We start from the raw sequence: 17469 nt of genomic DNA, 5'->3' as shown, positions 1-17469 counted from the left end.
TGAGGAATCACATGCGTCGTGCCCTGTTTGCGCTGTTGCTGCTGGTGAGCGTGCCGGTCTGGTCCGCCGACCAGCCCAAGGATCTGTCGTGGCAAGAGATGATCCCAGCGGATGCGCCACCGGAAATCCCTAACATGAAACCGTTGCACGACCTGTCGAACATGGCCGATGCCTTGTCGGTCGAGGCGGCGCCTGCGGCCAAGCAGGAGCTGCCCAACGCGCCGGTGGTGCAAAGCCTGGACGGCCAGCACATCCGCTTGCCGGGTTATATCGTGCCGCTGGAAGTCAGCGAAGAAGGCCGCACCACCGAGTTTCTGCTGGTGCCGTATTTCGGCGCGTGTATTCACGTGCCGCCGCCGCCGTCGAACCAGATCGTGCATGTAAAAAGCGAAGTCGGCGTGAAGCTCGATGAGCTGTACCAGCCGTATTGGATCGAGGGCTCAATGCAGGTCAAACCCTCTACCAGCGAGTTGGCGGATGCCGGTTACCAGATGGATGCCGAGAAGATTTACGTCTACGAACTGCCGGACTAGCGCTGATTGCCCATTCATTGAGCTGAGTCAAAAGATCGAACGGAACGATCTTTACCATTGGACGTACAACTTTTAAACGTCCTTTTGGAGCTCCCATGAACAAGTCTCTGCTCGGCGCGTCCCTCTTCGCGCTCGCCCTCGCCGCCCCTGCCGTCCACGCTCACGAAGCTGGCGACATTCTGGTTCGTGCCGGTGCTATCACCGTGAACCCGAAAGCTGACAGCGGCCACGTGAAGGTCGACCAGGGCCCATTGGCGGGCACCAACCTGGGCGGCAAGGCGACCATGAGCAGCGACACCCAGTTGGGCTTGAACTTCGCCTACATGCTGACCAATCACGTCGGTATCGAACTGCTGGCCGCCACGCCATTCGAGCATGACGTGAAGATCAAGAACACCGCCCTGGGCGCCGCCAACGGCAAGCTCGGCACCTTGAAACACCTGCCGCCAACCCTGAGCGTCGTGTACTACCCGCTGGACAGCAAGTCGGCGTTCCAACCCTACGTGGGCGCCGGTATCAACTACACCTGGATCTATGACGAGCACGTCGGCAGCCGTGCGCAACAAGCCGGTTTCAGCAACTTCAAGGCAGACAACTCCTGGGGCTGGGCCGCGCAAATCGGTGCCGACTACATGATCAACGACAAGTGGATGATCAACGCCCAGGCGCGCTACATCGACATCAGCACCAAGGCGACCGTGGACAACAACGCGTTGGGCCAGGGCACCCGCGCCAAAGTGAATGTGGACGTGGACCCGATGGTTTACATGGTGGGTATCGGCTACAAATTCTGATCCCGGTGTAAGCAACAGCGCATAACCCAAGTGAGAGGGGGCTTGCTCCCGATTACGGTGAATCAGTCAGTGAATCAGTGACTGGTACTCCGCAATCGGGAGCAAGCCCCCTCTCACATCTGCTTTTGCGTTATGTCAGCTGTGGCGGTAATACCGGTCCAGCAAAGCCGGCAGCCCCGCACGCCACGCCCGTGGCTTGATGCCGAAGGTGTGCAGGATTTTCTTGCAGGCCAGCACCGCATGCTGCGGTTCATCGCTTGCATCCGGCCGTGCGGCGTGGGCCTGGGCGGTGGGTGATTCGATAGCCAGCGGATGATAGTTGCGCGCTTCGGTGAGGATCGCCTGGCCCAGGGCCAATGGTGTGGTCGCCTCTTGGCCGGCGTAGTGATAGGTCCCCCACAGCGGCGCCGCGCAATCGAGCTGCTTGAGCACGGAAATGATCACCCGGGCGGCATCATCCACCGGCGTCGGGTTACCGCGACGGTCGTCCGCCATCAACAACTCATCCGGTTTTTCCGCACGGGCCAGAAAGCGTCCCAAGGTGCCATCCATGCTGTCATCCAGCAGCCAGCCAAAACGCAGCAGCACATGTTGCGGGCAGGTGGCGCGCACACTCTGTTCAATACGCCACAACGCCTGGCCGCGCAGGCCCAAGGGCACCGGTTCGTCTTTTTCGCTGTAGGCGGTGGCGCGGGAGCCATCGAATACGCGGTAGCTGGACGGTTGCAGCAACGTAATGCCGTGGTGCTGACACAGTTCAGCCAGGCGTTCGATAGCGAACTCCTGCGCGGCCAAACGGCTTTCGCTGACCGCCTCGGCCTGGAACCAGTCGAAATAGTAGGCGAGGTTGATCAACGCATCGGGACGGGTGTCGTCGAGCAATTGGGTAAGGCTCGCGGCATCCCAGCCGTCTTGGGGCGGTTTGGGTGCGAGGAAACCGATGTCTTCCTCTGCACCGAGGCGAATCAGCGCCTGCCCGAGGGCATTCCCGCCGCCCAGTAACATAAGGCGCATTCGCATAGATTGAGCAGGCCCGGTCTGTATGGAACGAAGGTTTTTGGATATTTGTAAGGATCGTTGCATTTTGCGGGTTTGTCGCGCAACCGTCACGGATAAAAGTGTGGGGTTGCAAGTTGTCGGGGCCGACGCCATAACTGAATGCATGAACCTTCCTGAATCCACGGACAAGGTCCTGGACGGTTTCCACCCTGCCGTCAGCGCCTGGTTCCGCAGCACCTTCCCGTCGGTGACCAGCGCCCAGGCCCAGGCATGGCCGCTGATCCAACAGCGCCGCTCGACCCTGATTGCCGCGCCCACGGGCTCCGGCAAGACGCTGACCGCGTTCCTGGCGGTGTTGGATGACCTCGTCCATCAGGGCCTGGCTAACGACGGGCAACTGCCGGATGAGACGCTGGTGGTGTATGTGTCGCCGCTCAAGGCGCTGTCCAACGATATCCAGATCAACCTGCAAAACCCGTTGGCGGGCATCACCGAACAGTTGCAGCGCCTGGGCTTGCCGCCGTTGGTGATCCGCACCGCCGTGCGCACTGGCGATACCCCGCAAAAAGACCGTGCGCTGATGCGCAAGCGTGCGCCGCATATCCTGGTGACCACGCCGGAATCGCTCTATGTGCTGCTCGGCTCGGACTCCGGCCGGCATATGCTGGGCAATACCCGCACGGTGATCGTCGACGAAATCCACGCCATCGCCGCCAGCAAGCGCGGCAGTCATCTGGCGTTAAGCCTGGAACGCCTGCAAGGGCTGTGCACCCAGGCGTTGACGCGTATCGGCCTGTCGGCCACGCAAAAACCTATCGAGGCGGTCTCGCGCTTTCTGGTGGGCACGGCGCGCGAATGCGCCATCGTCGATATCGGCCATGCCCGGCCTCGTGACTTGGATATTGAAGTGCCGCCCGTGCCGCTCTCAGCGGTGATGGCCAACGACGTTTGGGAATTGGTCTACGACCGCCTCGCCACACTGGCGCGCGAACACCGCACCACACTGATATTCGTCAACACTCGACGCCTGGCCGAACGCCTCGCGCGGCATCTGAGCGAGCGCCTGGGCAAAACGGCCGTGGCCGCCCACCATGGCAGCCTGGCCAAGGAGATGCGCCTGGACGCCGAGCAACGGCTCAAGGCCGGCGAGCTGCAAGTGCTGATTGCCACTGCATCGCTGGAACTGGGGATTGATATCGGCGACGTGGACCTGGTGTGCCAGATCGGCTCACCCGGTTCGATCAACGGTTTTCTGCAACGGGTGGGACGCTCCGGGCATCAGGTCGGCGGCACGCCCAAGGGCCGCCTGTTTGCCACTACCCGCGACGACCTGATCGAATGCGCCGCGCTGCTCGACTGTGTGCGTCGGGGCGAGTTGGATACGCTGCAGATCCCCGTCGCGCCACTGGACGTGCTGGCCCAGCAGCTGATTGCCGAAGTCAGCGCCCAGGAATGGCCCGAACTGGCGTTGCTCGAGCTGGTGCGTCGCGCCGCTCCTTACGCCGAGCTGGATGAGCGCCACTACCAGGCGCTGCTGCATATGCTCAGCGACGGCTACAACGGCCGCCAAGGCATCCGCAGCGCCTACCTGCACCGCGACGCAGTGACCCGCACCCTGCGCGGCCGCCGGGGCGCCAGGCTGACGGCCGTCACCAGCGGCGGCACCATCCCCGACAACGCCGACTACAGCGTATTGCTCGAACCCCAGAGCCTGAATATCGGCAGCGTCAACGAAGACTTCGCGGTGGAAAGCATCGCCGGGGATATCTTCCAGCTCGGCAATACGTCGTACCGGATTTTGCGCGTAGAAAGCGGCAAGGTGCGGGTCGAGGACGCCCACGGGCAGCCACCGACCATTCCGTTCTGGCTCGGCGAGGCGCCAGGGCGCAGCAACGAGCTGTCGGCGGCGGTGGCGCGTCTCCAGGGGCAGTTGGACGCTGTGCTCGGTGCCAGCCCGGGTGACTTGCAACCCGCGCTGGAGTGGCTCACCCACACGCTCGGCCTGAACCACGCCAGCGCCGAGCAGATCCTCGACTACCTGGCCCGTGCGCGCCTGGCCCTGAGCGCCCTGCCGTCTCAGGACACGCTGATCATGGAGCGGTTTTTCGATGAGTCCGGCGGCACCCAGCTGATCATCCATACGCCCTTCGGCAGCCGCCTCAACCGCGCCTGGGGCCTGGCCTTGCGCAAGCGGTTTTGCCGCACGTTCAATTTCGAATTGCAGGCGGCTGCCAGTGAAAATGCCATCGTGCTGTCGCTGTCCACCAGTCACAGCTTTGAGCTGGATGAAGTGTGGCGCTATCTGAACAGTCACAGCGCCGAGCACATCCTGATCCAGGCCGTGCTGGACGCGCCATTGTTCGGCGTGCGCTGGCGCTGGAACGCAGGCGTGGCCCTGGCATTGCCGCGGTTTGCCGGTGGGCGCAAGGTGGCGCCGCAGATCCAGCGCATGAAAAGCGAAGACCTGATCGCCAGCGTGTTCCCCGACCAGATCGCCTGCCTGGAAAACCTGGCCGGGGAGCGCGAAGTACCCGACCACCCGCTGGTGGAACAAACCCTCGACGACTGCCTGCACGAGGTCATGGACAGCGACGCCTGGCTGGCCCTGCTGCGGCGTATGGAGCGCGGCGAAGTGCGCCTGGTCAGCCGCGACCTGCCTGCCCCCTCGCCCATGGCCGCCGAAATCCTCAGTGCCCGCCCCTACACCTTTCTCGACGACGCCCCGCTGGAAGAACGCCGCACCCAGGCCGTGCTCAACCGGCGCTGGAGCGACCCGCAGAGCACCGACGACCTCGGCGCGCTGGACGCTGACGCCATTGCCGGCGTGCGTGAAGAGGCCTGGCCGGCGCCCAACGGCCTGGACGAAATGCATGAAGCGTTGATGAGCCTGGCGTGTATCGCCGCCGGCGAAGTCACGCCGCAATGGGCCGAGTGGCTGCACGCCTTGGCCAAGGGCGGGCGCGCCTGTCAATTGCCCAACGGCTTGTGGGTGGCCGTGGAGCGCTTGAGTTGTTTGCAGACGATCTATCCCGGCAACTTGCCGCTTATGCCGGGCTTCGATGAACCATGGAGCTATGACGATGCGGTGGTTGAAGTGCTGCGCGCACGCCTCGCAGGGTTCGGCCCGCTGAGCCTGATCGAAATCGCCGCGCCCCTGATACTGCCGATGGCTGATGTCACCCAGCCACTCGCGCGTCTGGAGCAGGAAGGTTATGTGCTGCGCGGTCGCTTCAGCCCCGGCGCCGACGCAGAGCAATGGTGCGAACGGCATTTGCTCGCGCGCATTCATCGCTACACCGTCAAGCGCCTGCGCCGTGAAATCGAACCGGTGGCGCTGCAGGATTTCATGCGCTTCCTGTTCGATTGGCAGCACTTGTCCAACGCCACGCGCGGCCAGGGCAGCGCCATGCTGCCGCAGATCATGGCCCAGTTCGAAGGTTATAGCGCAGCCGCATCCGCCTGGGACAGTGACTTGCTCAGTGCGCGGCTCAAGGACTACGCCTCCACCTGGCTCGACGAACTGTGCCGCAGCGGCAAGCTGGTGTGGATGCGTTTGAGTAACAAGGCCAGCGCCAGTGCATTGCGCAGCACACCGGTGGTGCTGTTGCCACGCAGCCAGGTGCCATTGTGGAGTGGGCTGACCGACCTCACCGACAGCACCACGCTGTCGCTCAAGGCGCAGAAAGTCCTTCAGGCCCTGCGTGATCATGGCGCGTTGTTTTTCGATGAGCTGGTGCACGAAGCCCATCTGCTGCGCAGTGAATTGGAAACCGCGTTGCAGGAACTGGTGGGCGCCGGGTTGGTGAATGCCGACAGCTTTGCCGGGCTGCGTGCGCTGACCACGCCCGCCAGCAAACACCAGGCACGCAGCAGCCGGCGTGGGCGGGGTGCATTTGTCGGCGGAATGGACGACGCCGGGCGATGGGCCTTGGTGCGCCGACCGCCAACGGCCCCTGGTGCGCATTCGGCCGAGACGCTGGAACACGTGGCGATGACCCTGCTGCGCCGTTATGGCGTGGTGTTCTGGCGCTTGCTGGAGCGCGAGGCGGAGTGGCTGCCGAGCTGGCGAGAGTTGCTGCGCACCTTTCATCGGCTCGAAGCGCGCGGGGAAATTCGTGGCGGGCGGTTTGTCAGTGGCCTGGCGGGAGAACAATTTGCGTTGCCGGAGGCGATCCCGTTACTGCGCGAAGTACGGCGCAGGCCTCACGACGGCAGCTTGGTGGTGGTGTGTGGCGCCGACCCGTTGAACCTGGTGGGCACGCTGTTGCCGGGCAGCAAGGTGCCGGCAGTGAGCGGCAATCGGATCGTGTACCGGGACGGGTTGCCGGCCGCCGTAATGGTGAGCGGCAAGCCGCAACTGCTGGTGGACAGCGATCAGCAAGCGGTGCAGGAGAAGTTGATCAGGCACTGACGTCGGGGGCGTCGAAGACCTCATCGGGAGCCAGCGCCCTCCCACACCTGGAAATGCGTTTCAAGCGCCCTCATTGAGGGCGCGGCTGCTCGGTCAGCACCAACGACGCCGGTACCTCTTCATCCGGCTCGTCCACCTGGGCGCTGCGCTTGGGCAAGAAAACCTGCTGTGGGTAAGTTTGCGCGAAGTGCACCTGCGCACAGTTATCCACAAGCTTTTTCAGGCGCTGATTGAACGCGCGGCTGACAGCATATTGCCCGCCCGACACCGTGCGGAACTGCGCGGTGAGCACCACGCCATTGAGGTCCATCTTGTCGACGCCGAATACCTCCAGCGGCCCTTGCAGGTTGTATTGGAGGAACGCGTCATCACGGATCGATTGCCCGGCCTCGCGGATCAGCTCCACGGCTTTATCCACATCGGTATCGTAGGTGAACTGCACCGAGAAGAACGCATAGGCGAATTGCCGCGACTGGTTGGTGACCGCCTTGATCTGCCCGAATGGCACCGAGTGCACAAAACCTTTGCCGTCGCGCAGACGCAGGGTACGAATGGTCAGGCCCTCGACCGTGCCGGCGTGGCCGGAGTCAAGCACGACCCAATCGCCAATAGACAGAGTGTCTTCGATGATGATGAACAGGCCCGTGATCACATCCTGCACCAACTGCTGGGAGCCAAAGCCGATGGCCAGGCCGACCACACCGGCACCCGCCAACAACGGCGCGACGTTGATACCCAGATTGGCCATGGTGGTGATCGCACAGATCACCACCAGGATGATTTTCACCGCATTACGCAGCAGCGGCAGGATGGTTTTGACCCGCGTGCTTGGCTGGCGGCTGGAGCGCTTATTCACCGGCGGCTTCAGAGCTTCCTGAATGGCCGTGTCGAGCACCACCCAGAAGAGCCAGGTCATCAGCAGGATCAGGCCGATGCTGCTCAGGGAGTCACTGATCGCCCGGCCTACCGAGTTGCGCTGGGCAAATTCAAACAACGATACGCCCCAGATGCGCCCGAGAATTTCGATAAAAGCGATCGCCATGACAATACGCAGGATCGCGTGTAACAGGCTGAGGAAGCGTTCCTTGTAGGCGCTGCTGCGCTGGATCGCCACTTGGCTGCGGGACTTGAACAGGTGTTGCAGCACTGTACTGAGGAACACGGTGCCAATCAGCAAAATCGTCGTGAACAACGCACAACGCAGGGCTTTCTGATTATCGTCGCCAGCGCCGATCAGGTTGATCGCCGAGACCAGCACCATCAACAGGATCGGCCAGTACCACAGCCCGGAAAACACCCGCAGCGATTGCTGCAATGCCGGGTGTTTCAGGCGCTGGGCCAATGGCCGGTTGCGAATCAAATGGGCCACCGGACGGCGCAGACGCACCACCAGTACGCCAAAAATCACCGCCGCAAACAGCCCGGTGAACACGGCAATGCTGCTGGTGATATTGCCACCCAGTTGTCGCGCGATTTGCGGGCTGGTCAGTGCGTCGCTGAGGGCGGCAAGGAAGCCGATCAGAAACAACGGCCTCGGGCAGTAACTACGAATAATCTGCACGGCCGTACGCTTGTGACCGACGTTGAACATGACGATGACGCACAACAACATCGACGTGGAAAAAATGCCGCTGCTGGTGGCGTAGGCGAAACACAGTGCCAGCGCTCGCCCCACCGACGAGGGTAAAAAGTGGCTGACATAAAGCGTCAGTGGCAGGCAAATCAATGCAGGCAGGGTGTAGGGCATCACGTACCCCAACACCGCTTGCAGGCGCCCACGTGTCCCAATGAAGCGCTGTCGACTCAGACGCTTTACGGCCAATCGTCCCAGCAGCATCAAGACCGCAAAGGCACCACCCCATACCCCCGACAGCAGCAGGAAATCCCCGGCCACGCGCCACGGCGAGCGCTCGGCGGTCTGGTCCACCAGCCGCCCGACCTCGTCCGCCGCACGGTCGGCGCGAAGGCGCCAGGCGTCGATGAGGTTTTCATTGAGGTCGAGTTTGTCCTGCACATCGTCAATGCTGGAACTGATGGCGCCGAGCAAGCCACCCTCGACCAATAACTCGGGCTTGGCCGGTGCAGCAGACGCTGGAGCCGGCACCGTCGTAGCAGCTTGCAGTACGCCGTTGCCAAACAGCAGCAGCGCACCGAGCAGTAATGCAGTCTTGAGATTCAGCAAAACAGCGGCTCCTTCAGCAAGGTCTGTAAGGAACTGACGGGTTTACGCCCCGATCGTTCCCCCTCGTCTTACTTTTGCGTCCAAGACAAATATCAAATGCCAATACCTGGCTTTTTCCGCACAAGCCAAACTCAGACACTGCGCTCCTGAATCAACCCACCGGAGTTGCAGCCATGCCCATTGCCTTGCTCGCGCTGACCCTCAGCGCTTTCGCCATCGGGACGACCGAGTTCGTCATCGTTGGCCTGTTACCCACCATCGGCGACGACCTCGGTGTCGACTTGCCGTCCGCCGGCCTCTTGGTCAGCCTCTACGCCCTGGGCGTGGCCATCGGCGCGCCAGTGCTCACGGCGCTCACCGGCAAAGTGCCGCGCAAATGGCTGCTGCTGTCGTTGATGGTGCTGTTTACCCTCGGCAACCTGCTGGCCTGGCAGGCGCCGAGTTATGAGTCCCTGGTACTCGCGCGGATTGTCACCGGCCTGGCCCATGGCGTGTTTTTCTCGATTGGCTCGACCATCGCCACCAGCCTTGTGCCCAAGGAAAAAGCTGCCAGCGCAATTGCCATCATGTTTACCGGCTTGACCGTCGCCCTGGTCACCGGCGTGCCGCTGGGCACGTTCATCGGCCAGCACTTCGGCTGGCGTGAAACCTTCCTGGCCGTCTCGGCCCTGGGCGTGATCGCATTTATCGGCAGCTTGCTCTACGTGCCGAAAAACATCAGCCACAGCAAACCCGCGTCGTTGCTGCAACAGTTGCAAGTGCTCAAGCAGCCGCGCTTGCTGCTGGTGTATGCCATGACCGCCGTCGGCTACGGCGGCTCATTTATCGCGTTTACCTTCCTGGCGCCGATCCTTCAGGATATCTCCGGCTTCAGCGCCAGCACCGTTAGCCTGGTGCTGCTGGTGTACGGGGTTTCGGTAGCCGCCGGGAATATCTGGGGCGGCAAGCTCGCCGACAAGCGTGGCCCCATCAGCGCACTGAAAATCATCTTCGCCCTGCTCGCAGCGGTATTGTTCATGCTGACGTTCACCGCAGCGAGCCCATGGCTGGCCCTGGCCACCGTACTGGTGTGGGGCGCGGTCGCCTTCGGTAACGTGCCTGGCCTGCAAGTGTATGTGGTGCGCCAGGCTGAGCATCACACCCCGCAAGCCGTGGATGTGGCTTCGGGACTGAATATCGCCGCGTTTAACCTGGGTATCGCCGGCGGCGCCTGGGGCGGTGGTTTGATCGTGGCGCATATGGGGCTGATCCACACGGCCTGGATCGGTGGGCTGGTGGTCCTGGTGGCTTTGGCACTGACGGCATGGAGTGGCCGACTTGATCGGTTGGGGCCGGTGTATGCCGAGTCATCGAACCCTGTGGCAGTCGGACACTGAGTCAGTCGCCACATACCCTCTGGGAACGGGCTTGCTCGCAAGCGTTGGGCATCAGCCAATAGATTCACGGCTGAACCGGCCCATTCGCGAGCGAGCCCACAGGTTTGGCACATGTCGTTTCATGTGCCGTCCTACATGCCGTCTGTAGAAACGCAGAAACTTTCCGTCGACTATTCCAGTCATCCCAGAACAGAGGTCAACCGACCGATCATTCACGGGAGCAACCATGACGGCGATACATATCGGCATTTCCGGCTGGCGCTACAAGCCCTGGCGCGGGGATTTCTACCCCGAGGGGCTGACCCAGAAACGTGAGTTGCAGTTTGCGTCACGCGCCGTCAACAGCATCGAAATCAATGGCTCGTTCTACGCGCTGCAAACGCCCAAGCGCTATGCCGAGTGGTACGCCCAGACGCCTGAAGATTTCCAGTTCAGCGTCAAGGCACCCCGCTATATCACCCATATCCTGCGCCTGCGCGAGGTGCATAAGCCGATGGCTAATTTCTTCGCCTCAGGCGTGCTGGAACTGAAAGAAAAGCTCGGGCCGATCCTTTGGCAATTCCCGCCCAGCTTTAAATTCGACCCGCCCCTGTTCGAAGCTTTTCTCGCCGAATTACCCACCGACACTCAACAAGCCGCCGCCCTCGCCCACCAGCATGAGTCGCGGCTGAACGGCAAGGCGAGCATGCAGGCCCATGGCAAACGCGCGTTACGCCATGCGGTGGAGATTCGCCATAAAAGTTTTGCGGTACCGGAGTTCGTGCAAATGCTGGCCAAACACGGCGTGGCGCTGGTGGTTGCAGACACCGCCGGCAAGTGGCCGTATATCGAAGACGTCACCGCCAACTTTCTTTACCTGCGCCTGCACGGCGATAAGCAGCTGTATGCCAGCGGCTACAGCGCCGAAGCACTCAAGCGTTGGGGTGATCGCATCGAGTGCTGGGCGCATGGCAAGCAACCGGCGGATGCGCATCTGGTCGCCCCGCAACACAAGCCCCGCGCCTGCAAGCAGCGCGATGTATTCTGCTTTTTCGACAATGACATCAAGGTGCGCGCGCCCTTCGATGCGCGCCAATTGCTGCAACGTTTCGGCCTGGACAAGCACCTGGCCACAACGCCCGGCGTATTGCCGGAGCCGGGGGTGTTGCCATGACGCATCCGGAATTGATCCCCGCCCCTCCCACCGCTGCCATCACGCACTTCACAGTGCTGACGGTGAATATCCACAAGGGCTTCACCGCGCTGAATCGACGCTTCATCCTGCCCGAACTGCGTGAGGCGGTGCGCAGTGTGGGCGCTGACATTGTGTTCCTGCAGGAAATCCACGGCACTCACGAACGCCACCCGCAGCGATACAGCGACTGGCCGAACATGCCGCAGTACGAGTTTCTCGCCGACAGCATCTGGCCGCAGTTCGCCTATGGGCGCAATGCGGTCTACCCCCACGGCGATCACGGCAATGCGCTGCTGTCGAAATTCCAGATCGTGCGCTACGACAACCTCGATATCTCCCAGAGTGGGCATGAAAACCGTGGCCTGCTGCATTGCGTGTTGCGGCTGCCGGGCACCGGCCAGGAGGTGCACGCCATCTGCATTCATTTAGGGTTGCGTGAAGTACATCGCCAGCAGCAATTGCGCTTGCTGGAACAGCGCATCAGCGAGATCCCGGCCACCGCGCCGCTGGTGGTTGCCGGCGATTTCAACGACTGGCGCCAAAAGGCCGACCTGAGCCTGAGCGGCCTGCAGGAAGTATTCAACCAAAACCTGGGCAAACCCGCGCGCACGTTCCCTGCACGCCTTCCGTTGCTGCCACTGGACCGGATTTACGTGCGTAATGTGAAGGTGCATAACCCTCGGGTCCTGGCCACACGGCCATGGTCCCATCTGTCGGACCATGTGCCGCTGTCGGTGGAGATCGAACTATGACCGTTGCCGTAGAGCATATTTCCACTGATCAGCCGCCGGACGAAGCCAAGGCCCGTGACCTCGATTACGGCTGGCAGGGCGGCAACCGGGTCGAGTTGCTGGAGAACGGCGAGACGTACTTTCCACAGGTCTTCGATGCATTGCGTAAGGCGCGGCGGGAGATCCTGCTGGAGACCTTCATCCTCTTCGAAGACAAAGTGGGCCTTGAGCTCAAGGCGGTGCTGATCGAGGCCGCGCAACGTGGAGTGAAGGTGGTGGTCAGCCTGGATGGGTTTGGTTGCGGCGAGTTGAGCCCGGCTTTTCTGAGGGAACTGGCCGAAGCGGGCGTGGCGGTGCAGATGTTCGACCCGGCCGCCAAGACGCTGGGCATTCGCACCAATTGGTTTCGCCGCTTGCACCGCAAGATTGTGGTGGTGGACGCCGAAGTCGCGTTCATCGGCGGGATCAATTTCTCCGCCGATCACCTGGGTGATTATGGCCCCGAGGCCAAGCAGGATTATGCGTTGCAAGTGACCGGTCCGGTGGTAGCGGACCTGCATCATTTTGCGCTCGCGCAGAGTGGCCGCCAGGTACGCACGCGACGCGGCTGGCGGCGGCGCCAGCAGAGGCCTTCCCCATGGCACACCGAAAAAGGTGACGGCCAGGTGCGCCTGATTTACCGCGATAACGTGCATCACCGTGATGACATCGAAGAAGCCTACATCCACGCCTTGAGCCAGGCACAAAAACGCGTGGTGATCGCCAACGCGTACTTTTTCCCCGGCTATCGCTTGCTGCGGGAAATCCGCAACGCCGCGCGCCGGGGCGTGCGAGTGGAATTGATCATGCAGGGCCAGCCCGATGTGCTGTTGGCCAAGCTGGCGGCGCGCACGCTCTATGGTTACCTGCTCAAGGACGGCGTGGTCATTCATGAGTACTGCGAGCGCCCGCTGCACGGCAAGGTGGCGCTGGTGGATGACGATTGGAGCACCGTGGGTTCGAGCAACCTGGACCCCTTGAGCCTGTCGTTGAACCTGGAGGCCAACGTGTTGATTCGCGACCGAGCCTTCAATCAGCACCTGTATGAACGCCTGGAAACCCTGGCCAAGAACCATTGCCGGACCATGCCGGAGAACCGCAAGCAGCGCCTGTGGCTTTGGCGATTGACCGTCGGTTTCCTGGTCTTCCATGTAATGCGCCATTTTCCCGTGCTAACGGGATGGTTGCCGGCGCACAAACCCCGACTCAAGCCTTTTGAGGTCCAGCACCATGACACCTGATACCCAAGGCTCACGGTTCAAGCGCTGGAAAAAACCGCTGACCATCGCCTTCTTCCTGTTGCTGATCGTTCTGTTCACCCTGCTCGCGCGGCGTATCGATTGGAACGAAGTGATACAGACCCTGAGCGACTTCAAGGTGCGCACATTGGTCATCGCGAGCGCGCTGACGCTGTGCAGTTTCCTGGTCTACGCCAGCTTCGACCTGATCGGCCGCACCTATATCCGCCAACCCCTGGGGTGGAAGCAGATCCTGCCGGTGGGGATCATCAGCTACGCCTTCAACCTCAACCTGAGTGCGTGGGTCGGCGGCATCGCCATGCGCTATCGGCTGTATTCGCGCCTGGGGGTGAGCACCCACAATATCGCCAAGATCCTCGGGCTGAGCCTGGCGACCAATTGGTTCGGCTACATGGCGATCGCCGGGGTGATCTTCAGCAGCGGTCTGGTGACGATGCCGCCCGGCTGGAAAGTCAGCAGCAGTGCATTGCAGGGCATTGGTGCGGTGTTGGTGCTGGTCAGCATCGGTTATCTGGCGGCCTGCCAGTATTCAAAAAAGCGTGCCTGGACGATCCGCGGCATGGAAATCAACCTGCCGTCCTTGCGCATGGCGTGCTTGCAACTGATGCTGGGGGCGTTGAACTGGTCGCTGATGGCCGCAGTGATCTTCACCTTGCTGCCGGCCAAACTTGACTATCCACTGGTACTGGGCGTGCTGCTGATCAGTGCAATTGCCGGGGTGCTCACTCATATACCGGCCGGCCTGGGTGTACTGGAGGCAGTGTTTATCGCGCTGTTGCAGCACGAGGCGTCACGGGGCAGCTTGCTGGCCGGGTTGATTGCCTATCGGGCCATCTATTTCATTGTGCCGCTGCTGATCGCACTGATGATGTACCTCGGCGTGGAAGCCAAGGCCAAAGCGCTCAGGGTCAAGAAAACACCCGCGTGAACGCTTCAGCGGGACTGGATGATGCTCAACCGTTCGCCCACCACCATCTCGGTCACCCAGTCCACCAGAATGGAGGTGTAGGCCTGCTGGGACACCGGATCGCTGAGGGAATGGTCGGCACCGTCGATGATGCGATGCGTCAGGGAATGGGTGTGCTGACACGCCGCGCGGTAGCTCATGATCGTGGCATGGGGGACATGGTCATCGGTTTCCGATTCGACAATCAGCACATCTCCGGTAAACACCGAACAGGCGTGCAGGGCGCGATTGGTTTCGGCGTGAACCAGGGTACTGCGGTAGTCCATCAAGTCGGCCTTATCCAGTTCGCGTTTGGGCTTGAGCCATTCCTGGTCGCGGTACAGCGCAGGCACGCGCAGCGCCAGCCAACGCACGGGCCGCAAAGAGGTGAGTATCGCCGCGAGGTACCCGCCGTAGCTGGTGCCCACCACGGCCACCGCCGAGGTATCGATGGCCGGGTGCGACAGTAGCCGGTCGTAGGCCGCCAGCAGGTCGCGCAGGTTGTCCTCGCGGGTAACGCGGGCCAGGGGGATGCCAGTACCGGCGTGGCCGCGCAGATCGAACGTCAGGCACACGCACCCCAGGCCGGCAATGCCTTTGGCCCGTTCAAGGTCCCGCTCCTGGCTGCCGCCCCAGCCGTGCACAAACAGCACCCCCGGCACTTTGGACTTGGGGCTCAGGAACGTGCCGCTCATCTGTTCGTCGTCAATCTCGATCACAATGCTTTCGCTTCTAGCCGTCATAAGCTTCAACCGTTACGTACTTGAGAAGAAATTCGCTGGTTTGCGCCGGGCCGCGATACACCTCGATGGCACCGGCGGGCAGCATTAAGTCCTCGTAGGTTTCCACCGAGGACACACGGACAGCACGCAGGCCAGGGCTGTTGATAAACGTCTGCAGGGCTGCCACTTCTGCGCTGCTGGCCCCGCCCATGCGCCAGGATTGTTCGAGCACACCGCTGCGACGCTGGCCGTCGTTGTCCAGGCCCTGGGCGATATCGTAGTTGCGCCGTGATGCATAAAAACTTGGGTATGCTTCATCGGCAGCCGCGTCGAATACCCTGGCTTGCTCGATGGCTTCGCGCACATCGGCGGACAGTTCCAACTGCAGCAAGTCGTCGTAGTCTCCGGGCACCACCAGCAGGTTGGAGCCGCCGTACACGTCTTCCCCCTGCCCGTCTTTTGTCAGGTATTGCTCGCCGCAGTAGCTCAACACGTGACCGCCGATAAAGCTCTGGCCGACGCTATGGGTGACCACGTCGCGCAGGTCCTGCTCCAGCACCACACCGTCGTTGAAGCGTTGCGCGGCGTCAGGTCGTGCCAGCACCGCGTCGAACTCATCCACGCTGTGGATAACTTCCTGGCCACGGCCCGCGCAGGCGTGCACCGGTTTCATGCGAATAGGCCCGCTGTACAGCAAGCGCGTGGCCGCGGTTCGGGCATCTTCCAGGGCGAAGACGCTCAAGCCATCCAGCACGACCGTTCGCACACGTTCGCAGAACTGTGCCGACCAACCTTCGGGAACCTTGGCTTGCGGGCCGAGCACACCGTGAGTGATGGCTTTGGTGCAGATGAAATCGTGGTCGACGTAGCCGCCCCACAAATCCTGCGGGCCTTGGACGTTGAGCGCGCGGGCCTGCGCCTGTCCGACCAGGGTCTGCGTAGGCAAAAGATACAGCGCTTGGCCGGCATGCAACCCGGCGTCGTAGCTGCCGCCGAATGGCAGCTCCAGAACCTGCGCCAGCCAGCGTGCCAAAACGCGGTTGGTTTGCACCTCATGCAACGGCGCCCCTTCGCGTACGGAATGAGCGACTACCAGATTCTTGCGTTGAGTCAGGGTCATGCGTCCCCCTGGGCCATTGCGCCATGTGTGTGCAAGGGAGGTTGCAGGGATCAGGCCAAGGCTCTTTCGGGAAGGACAGTTTTTAAATCAAGCAGTTGCCGAAAAAACGATAGCAGTTGGCCTGCTTCATTCTGCACGACGTTGCGTGGGTGCCGGGGCGTTCTGCACGATTCAAACGCCAAAGCGGCTGCGGTATTCACTGGGTGCCAGACCGGTGATTTTCTTGAAGGGCGCGCGGAACGCACTGGGGTCCTGATAACCCACGGTCCAGGCGATATGGTCGACGGTCGCGTTGGTGAACTCCAGCATCTGCCGCGCCTTGCCCACACGCAGGTGCTGGCAGTATTCGGTGGGTTTCAAGCCCGTGGCGCTGCGAAAACGCCGCAGGAACGTACGCTCTTCCAGCCCCGCCTCCTGAGCCATCGCCGCCACGGAAACGTCCACCGCCCCGCTGACCTGCAGCCAGTGCTGAGCCTTGAGAATGGCAGCGTCACCGTGGCCGAGAATGGGCGCGAAGTTGCTGCCGCACTGGCTGGCACTGTCACTGTGCTCGATCACCAGAAAACGTGCCGTGTCGGCTGCGATGCTCGGGCCCATCAGGCGATCGACCAGGCGCAGGCCGAGTTCGGACCAGGCCATCAAGCCAGCGGTCGTGATCAGGTCGCCATCATCGACGATGGGTTTATCCGCCTCCAGGCGTACGGCGGGGTAACGGGCCGCGAAGGATTTGGCGGACGACCAGTGGGTGGTAGCACTGCGCCCATCCAGCAACCCACTGCATGCCAGCATGATCGAGCCGATACACACGCCGCCCAGCACCGCACCTGCCGCGTGTTGCTGACGAATCCATTCCAGCAATGCCGGGGGCGCCTGGTCTTCGGTGAACTCGCCTATCGACGGGGGTACCAGTACGGCCATCATCGGTTGATCGGGACCGGGATGGCTGCTGAACACGCGTATCGGTGTGCCTGTCGCATCCACCTGCCAGTGGCTGACCCGCAGCCGTGGCAATTGCGCGGATTGATAGTCGGCGGCGATGCGGTTGGCCACACCGAACAGGTCAGTCAGACCATGCACAGCCGCCAGTTGCGCACCTGGGTAGATCAACACGCCGAGCTCAACCACCACCATTGTCAGTTTTCCCCCTGTTATTGTCGGTGCAGCCAATCCCGGGGGCGGGCGC

At 62.1% G+C, this 17469-nt stretch carries 13 protein-coding genes; 8 read left to right on the top strand and 5 right to left on the bottom strand.

Annotated features, from left to right (window positions below):
• The first annotated feature begins 11 nt into the window (after positions 1–11).
• Together EXW71_RS24855 and EXW71_RS24850 are read left to right on the top strand one after the other, a co-directional pair.
• Positions 12–533 (top strand): DUF3299 domain-containing protein, encoded by a 522-nt coding sequence (locus EXW71_RS24855; protein WP_123717368.1) that lies wholly within the window; start codon positions 12–14, stop codon positions 531–533.
• Between the two features lie 95 nt (positions 534–628).
• Positions 629–1327 carry an OmpW family protein gene (locus EXW71_RS24850; RefSeq protein ID WP_123717367.1) on the top strand — a complete coding sequence of 233 codons (699 nt, stop codon included), beginning with the start codon at positions 629–631 and terminating at the stop codon, positions 1325–1327.
• Positions 1328–1462: 135 nt separating this feature from the next.
• Here EXW71_RS24850 and EXW71_RS24845 read toward each other — a convergent pair whose 3' ends face one another.
• Positions 1463–2347, bottom strand: coding sequence for a sugar nucleotide-binding protein (locus EXW71_RS24845; RefSeq protein ID WP_123717366.1), 885 nt, complete (start codon positions 2345–2347; stop codon positions 1463–1465).
• Between the two features lie 142 nt (positions 2348–2489).
• On the opposite strand from EXW71_RS24845, the gene EXW71_RS24840 reads away from it, so the two are divergent.
• Positions 2490–6737, top strand: coding sequence for a DEAD/DEAH box helicase (locus EXW71_RS24840; RefSeq protein WP_134660509.1), 4248 nt, complete (start codon positions 2490–2492; stop codon positions 6735–6737).
• Positions 6738–6807: 70 nt separating this feature from the next.
• Here the strand turns inward: EXW71_RS24840 and EXW71_RS24835 are convergent, their stop codons facing one another.
• Positions 6808–8919: a mechanosensitive ion channel family protein gene (locus tag EXW71_RS24835; RefSeq protein WP_123717364.1), complete on the bottom strand. Its 2112-nt coding sequence runs from the start codon at positions 8917–8919 to the stop codon at positions 6808–6810.
• A 173-nt stretch (positions 8920–9092) separates the two neighbouring features.
• On the opposite strand from EXW71_RS24835, the gene EXW71_RS24830 reads away from it, so the two are divergent.
• From EXW71_RS24830 to EXW71_RS24810, 5 genes are all read left to right on the top strand, one after another.
• A complete protein-coding gene (locus EXW71_RS24830) occupies positions 9093–10295 on the top strand; it encodes an MFS transporter (RefSeq protein ID WP_134660508.1) in 1203 nt (400 codons plus the stop codon).
• A gap of 226 nt (positions 10296–10521) precedes the next feature.
• The gene (locus tag EXW71_RS24825; RefSeq protein ID WP_134660507.1) at positions 10522–11448 is read left to right on the top strand and encodes a DUF72 domain-containing protein; all 927 of its coding nucleotides are present in this window, start codon (positions 10522–10524) and stop codon (positions 11446–11448) included.
• Entirely contained in the window at positions 11445–12221 is a 777-nt protein-coding gene (locus tag EXW71_RS24820; protein WP_134660506.1) for an endonuclease/exonuclease/phosphatase family protein, read from the top strand. Before EXW71_RS24825 ends, EXW71_RS24820 begins: the two co-directional genes overlap by 4 nt.
• Complete coding sequence (gene clsB / locus EXW71_RS24815; RefSeq protein WP_134660505.1) at positions 12218–13480, top strand: cardiolipin synthase ClsB; 1263 nt, start codon at positions 12218–12220, stop codon at positions 13478–13480. Before EXW71_RS24820 ends, clsB begins: the two co-directional genes overlap by 4 nt.
• Positions 13470–14426, top strand: coding sequence for a lysylphosphatidylglycerol synthase domain-containing protein (locus tag EXW71_RS24810; RefSeq protein ID WP_134660504.1), 957 nt, complete (start codon positions 13470–13472; stop codon positions 14424–14426). The genes clsB and EXW71_RS24810 overlap by 11 nt, the downstream gene beginning before the upstream one ends.
• 5 nt (positions 14427–14431) lie before the next feature.
• Here EXW71_RS24810 and EXW71_RS24805 read toward each other — a convergent pair whose 3' ends face one another.
• From EXW71_RS24805 to EXW71_RS24795, 3 genes are all read right to left on the bottom strand, one after another.
• Positions 14432–15187: a S9 family peptidase gene (locus EXW71_RS24805; protein WP_123717358.1), complete on the bottom strand. Its 756-nt coding sequence runs from the start codon at positions 15185–15187 to the stop codon at positions 14432–14434.
• Positions 15177–16286, bottom strand: coding sequence for a DUF3182 family protein (locus tag EXW71_RS24800; protein ID WP_134660503.1), 1110 nt, complete (start codon positions 16284–16286; stop codon positions 15177–15179). The genes EXW71_RS24805 and EXW71_RS24800 overlap by 11 nt, the downstream gene beginning before the upstream one ends.
• A gap of 171 nt (positions 16287–16457) precedes the next feature.
• On the bottom strand, positions 16458–17417 hold the full coding sequence (locus tag EXW71_RS24795) for a GlxA family transcriptional regulator (protein WP_134660502.1): 960 nt from the start codon (positions 17415–17417) through the stop codon (positions 16458–16460).
• Positions 17418–17469: the final 52 nt, after the last annotated feature.

Origin of the sequence: Pseudomonas sp. BCA17, assembly GCF_004519405.1 — a bacterium.
Classification (GTDB): domain Bacteria; phylum Pseudomonadota; class Gammaproteobacteria; order Pseudomonadales; family Pseudomonadaceae; genus Aquipseudomonas.
Note: the sequence above shows the minus strand (reverse complement) of the source record. Positions and strands in the feature narration are given on the sequence as shown.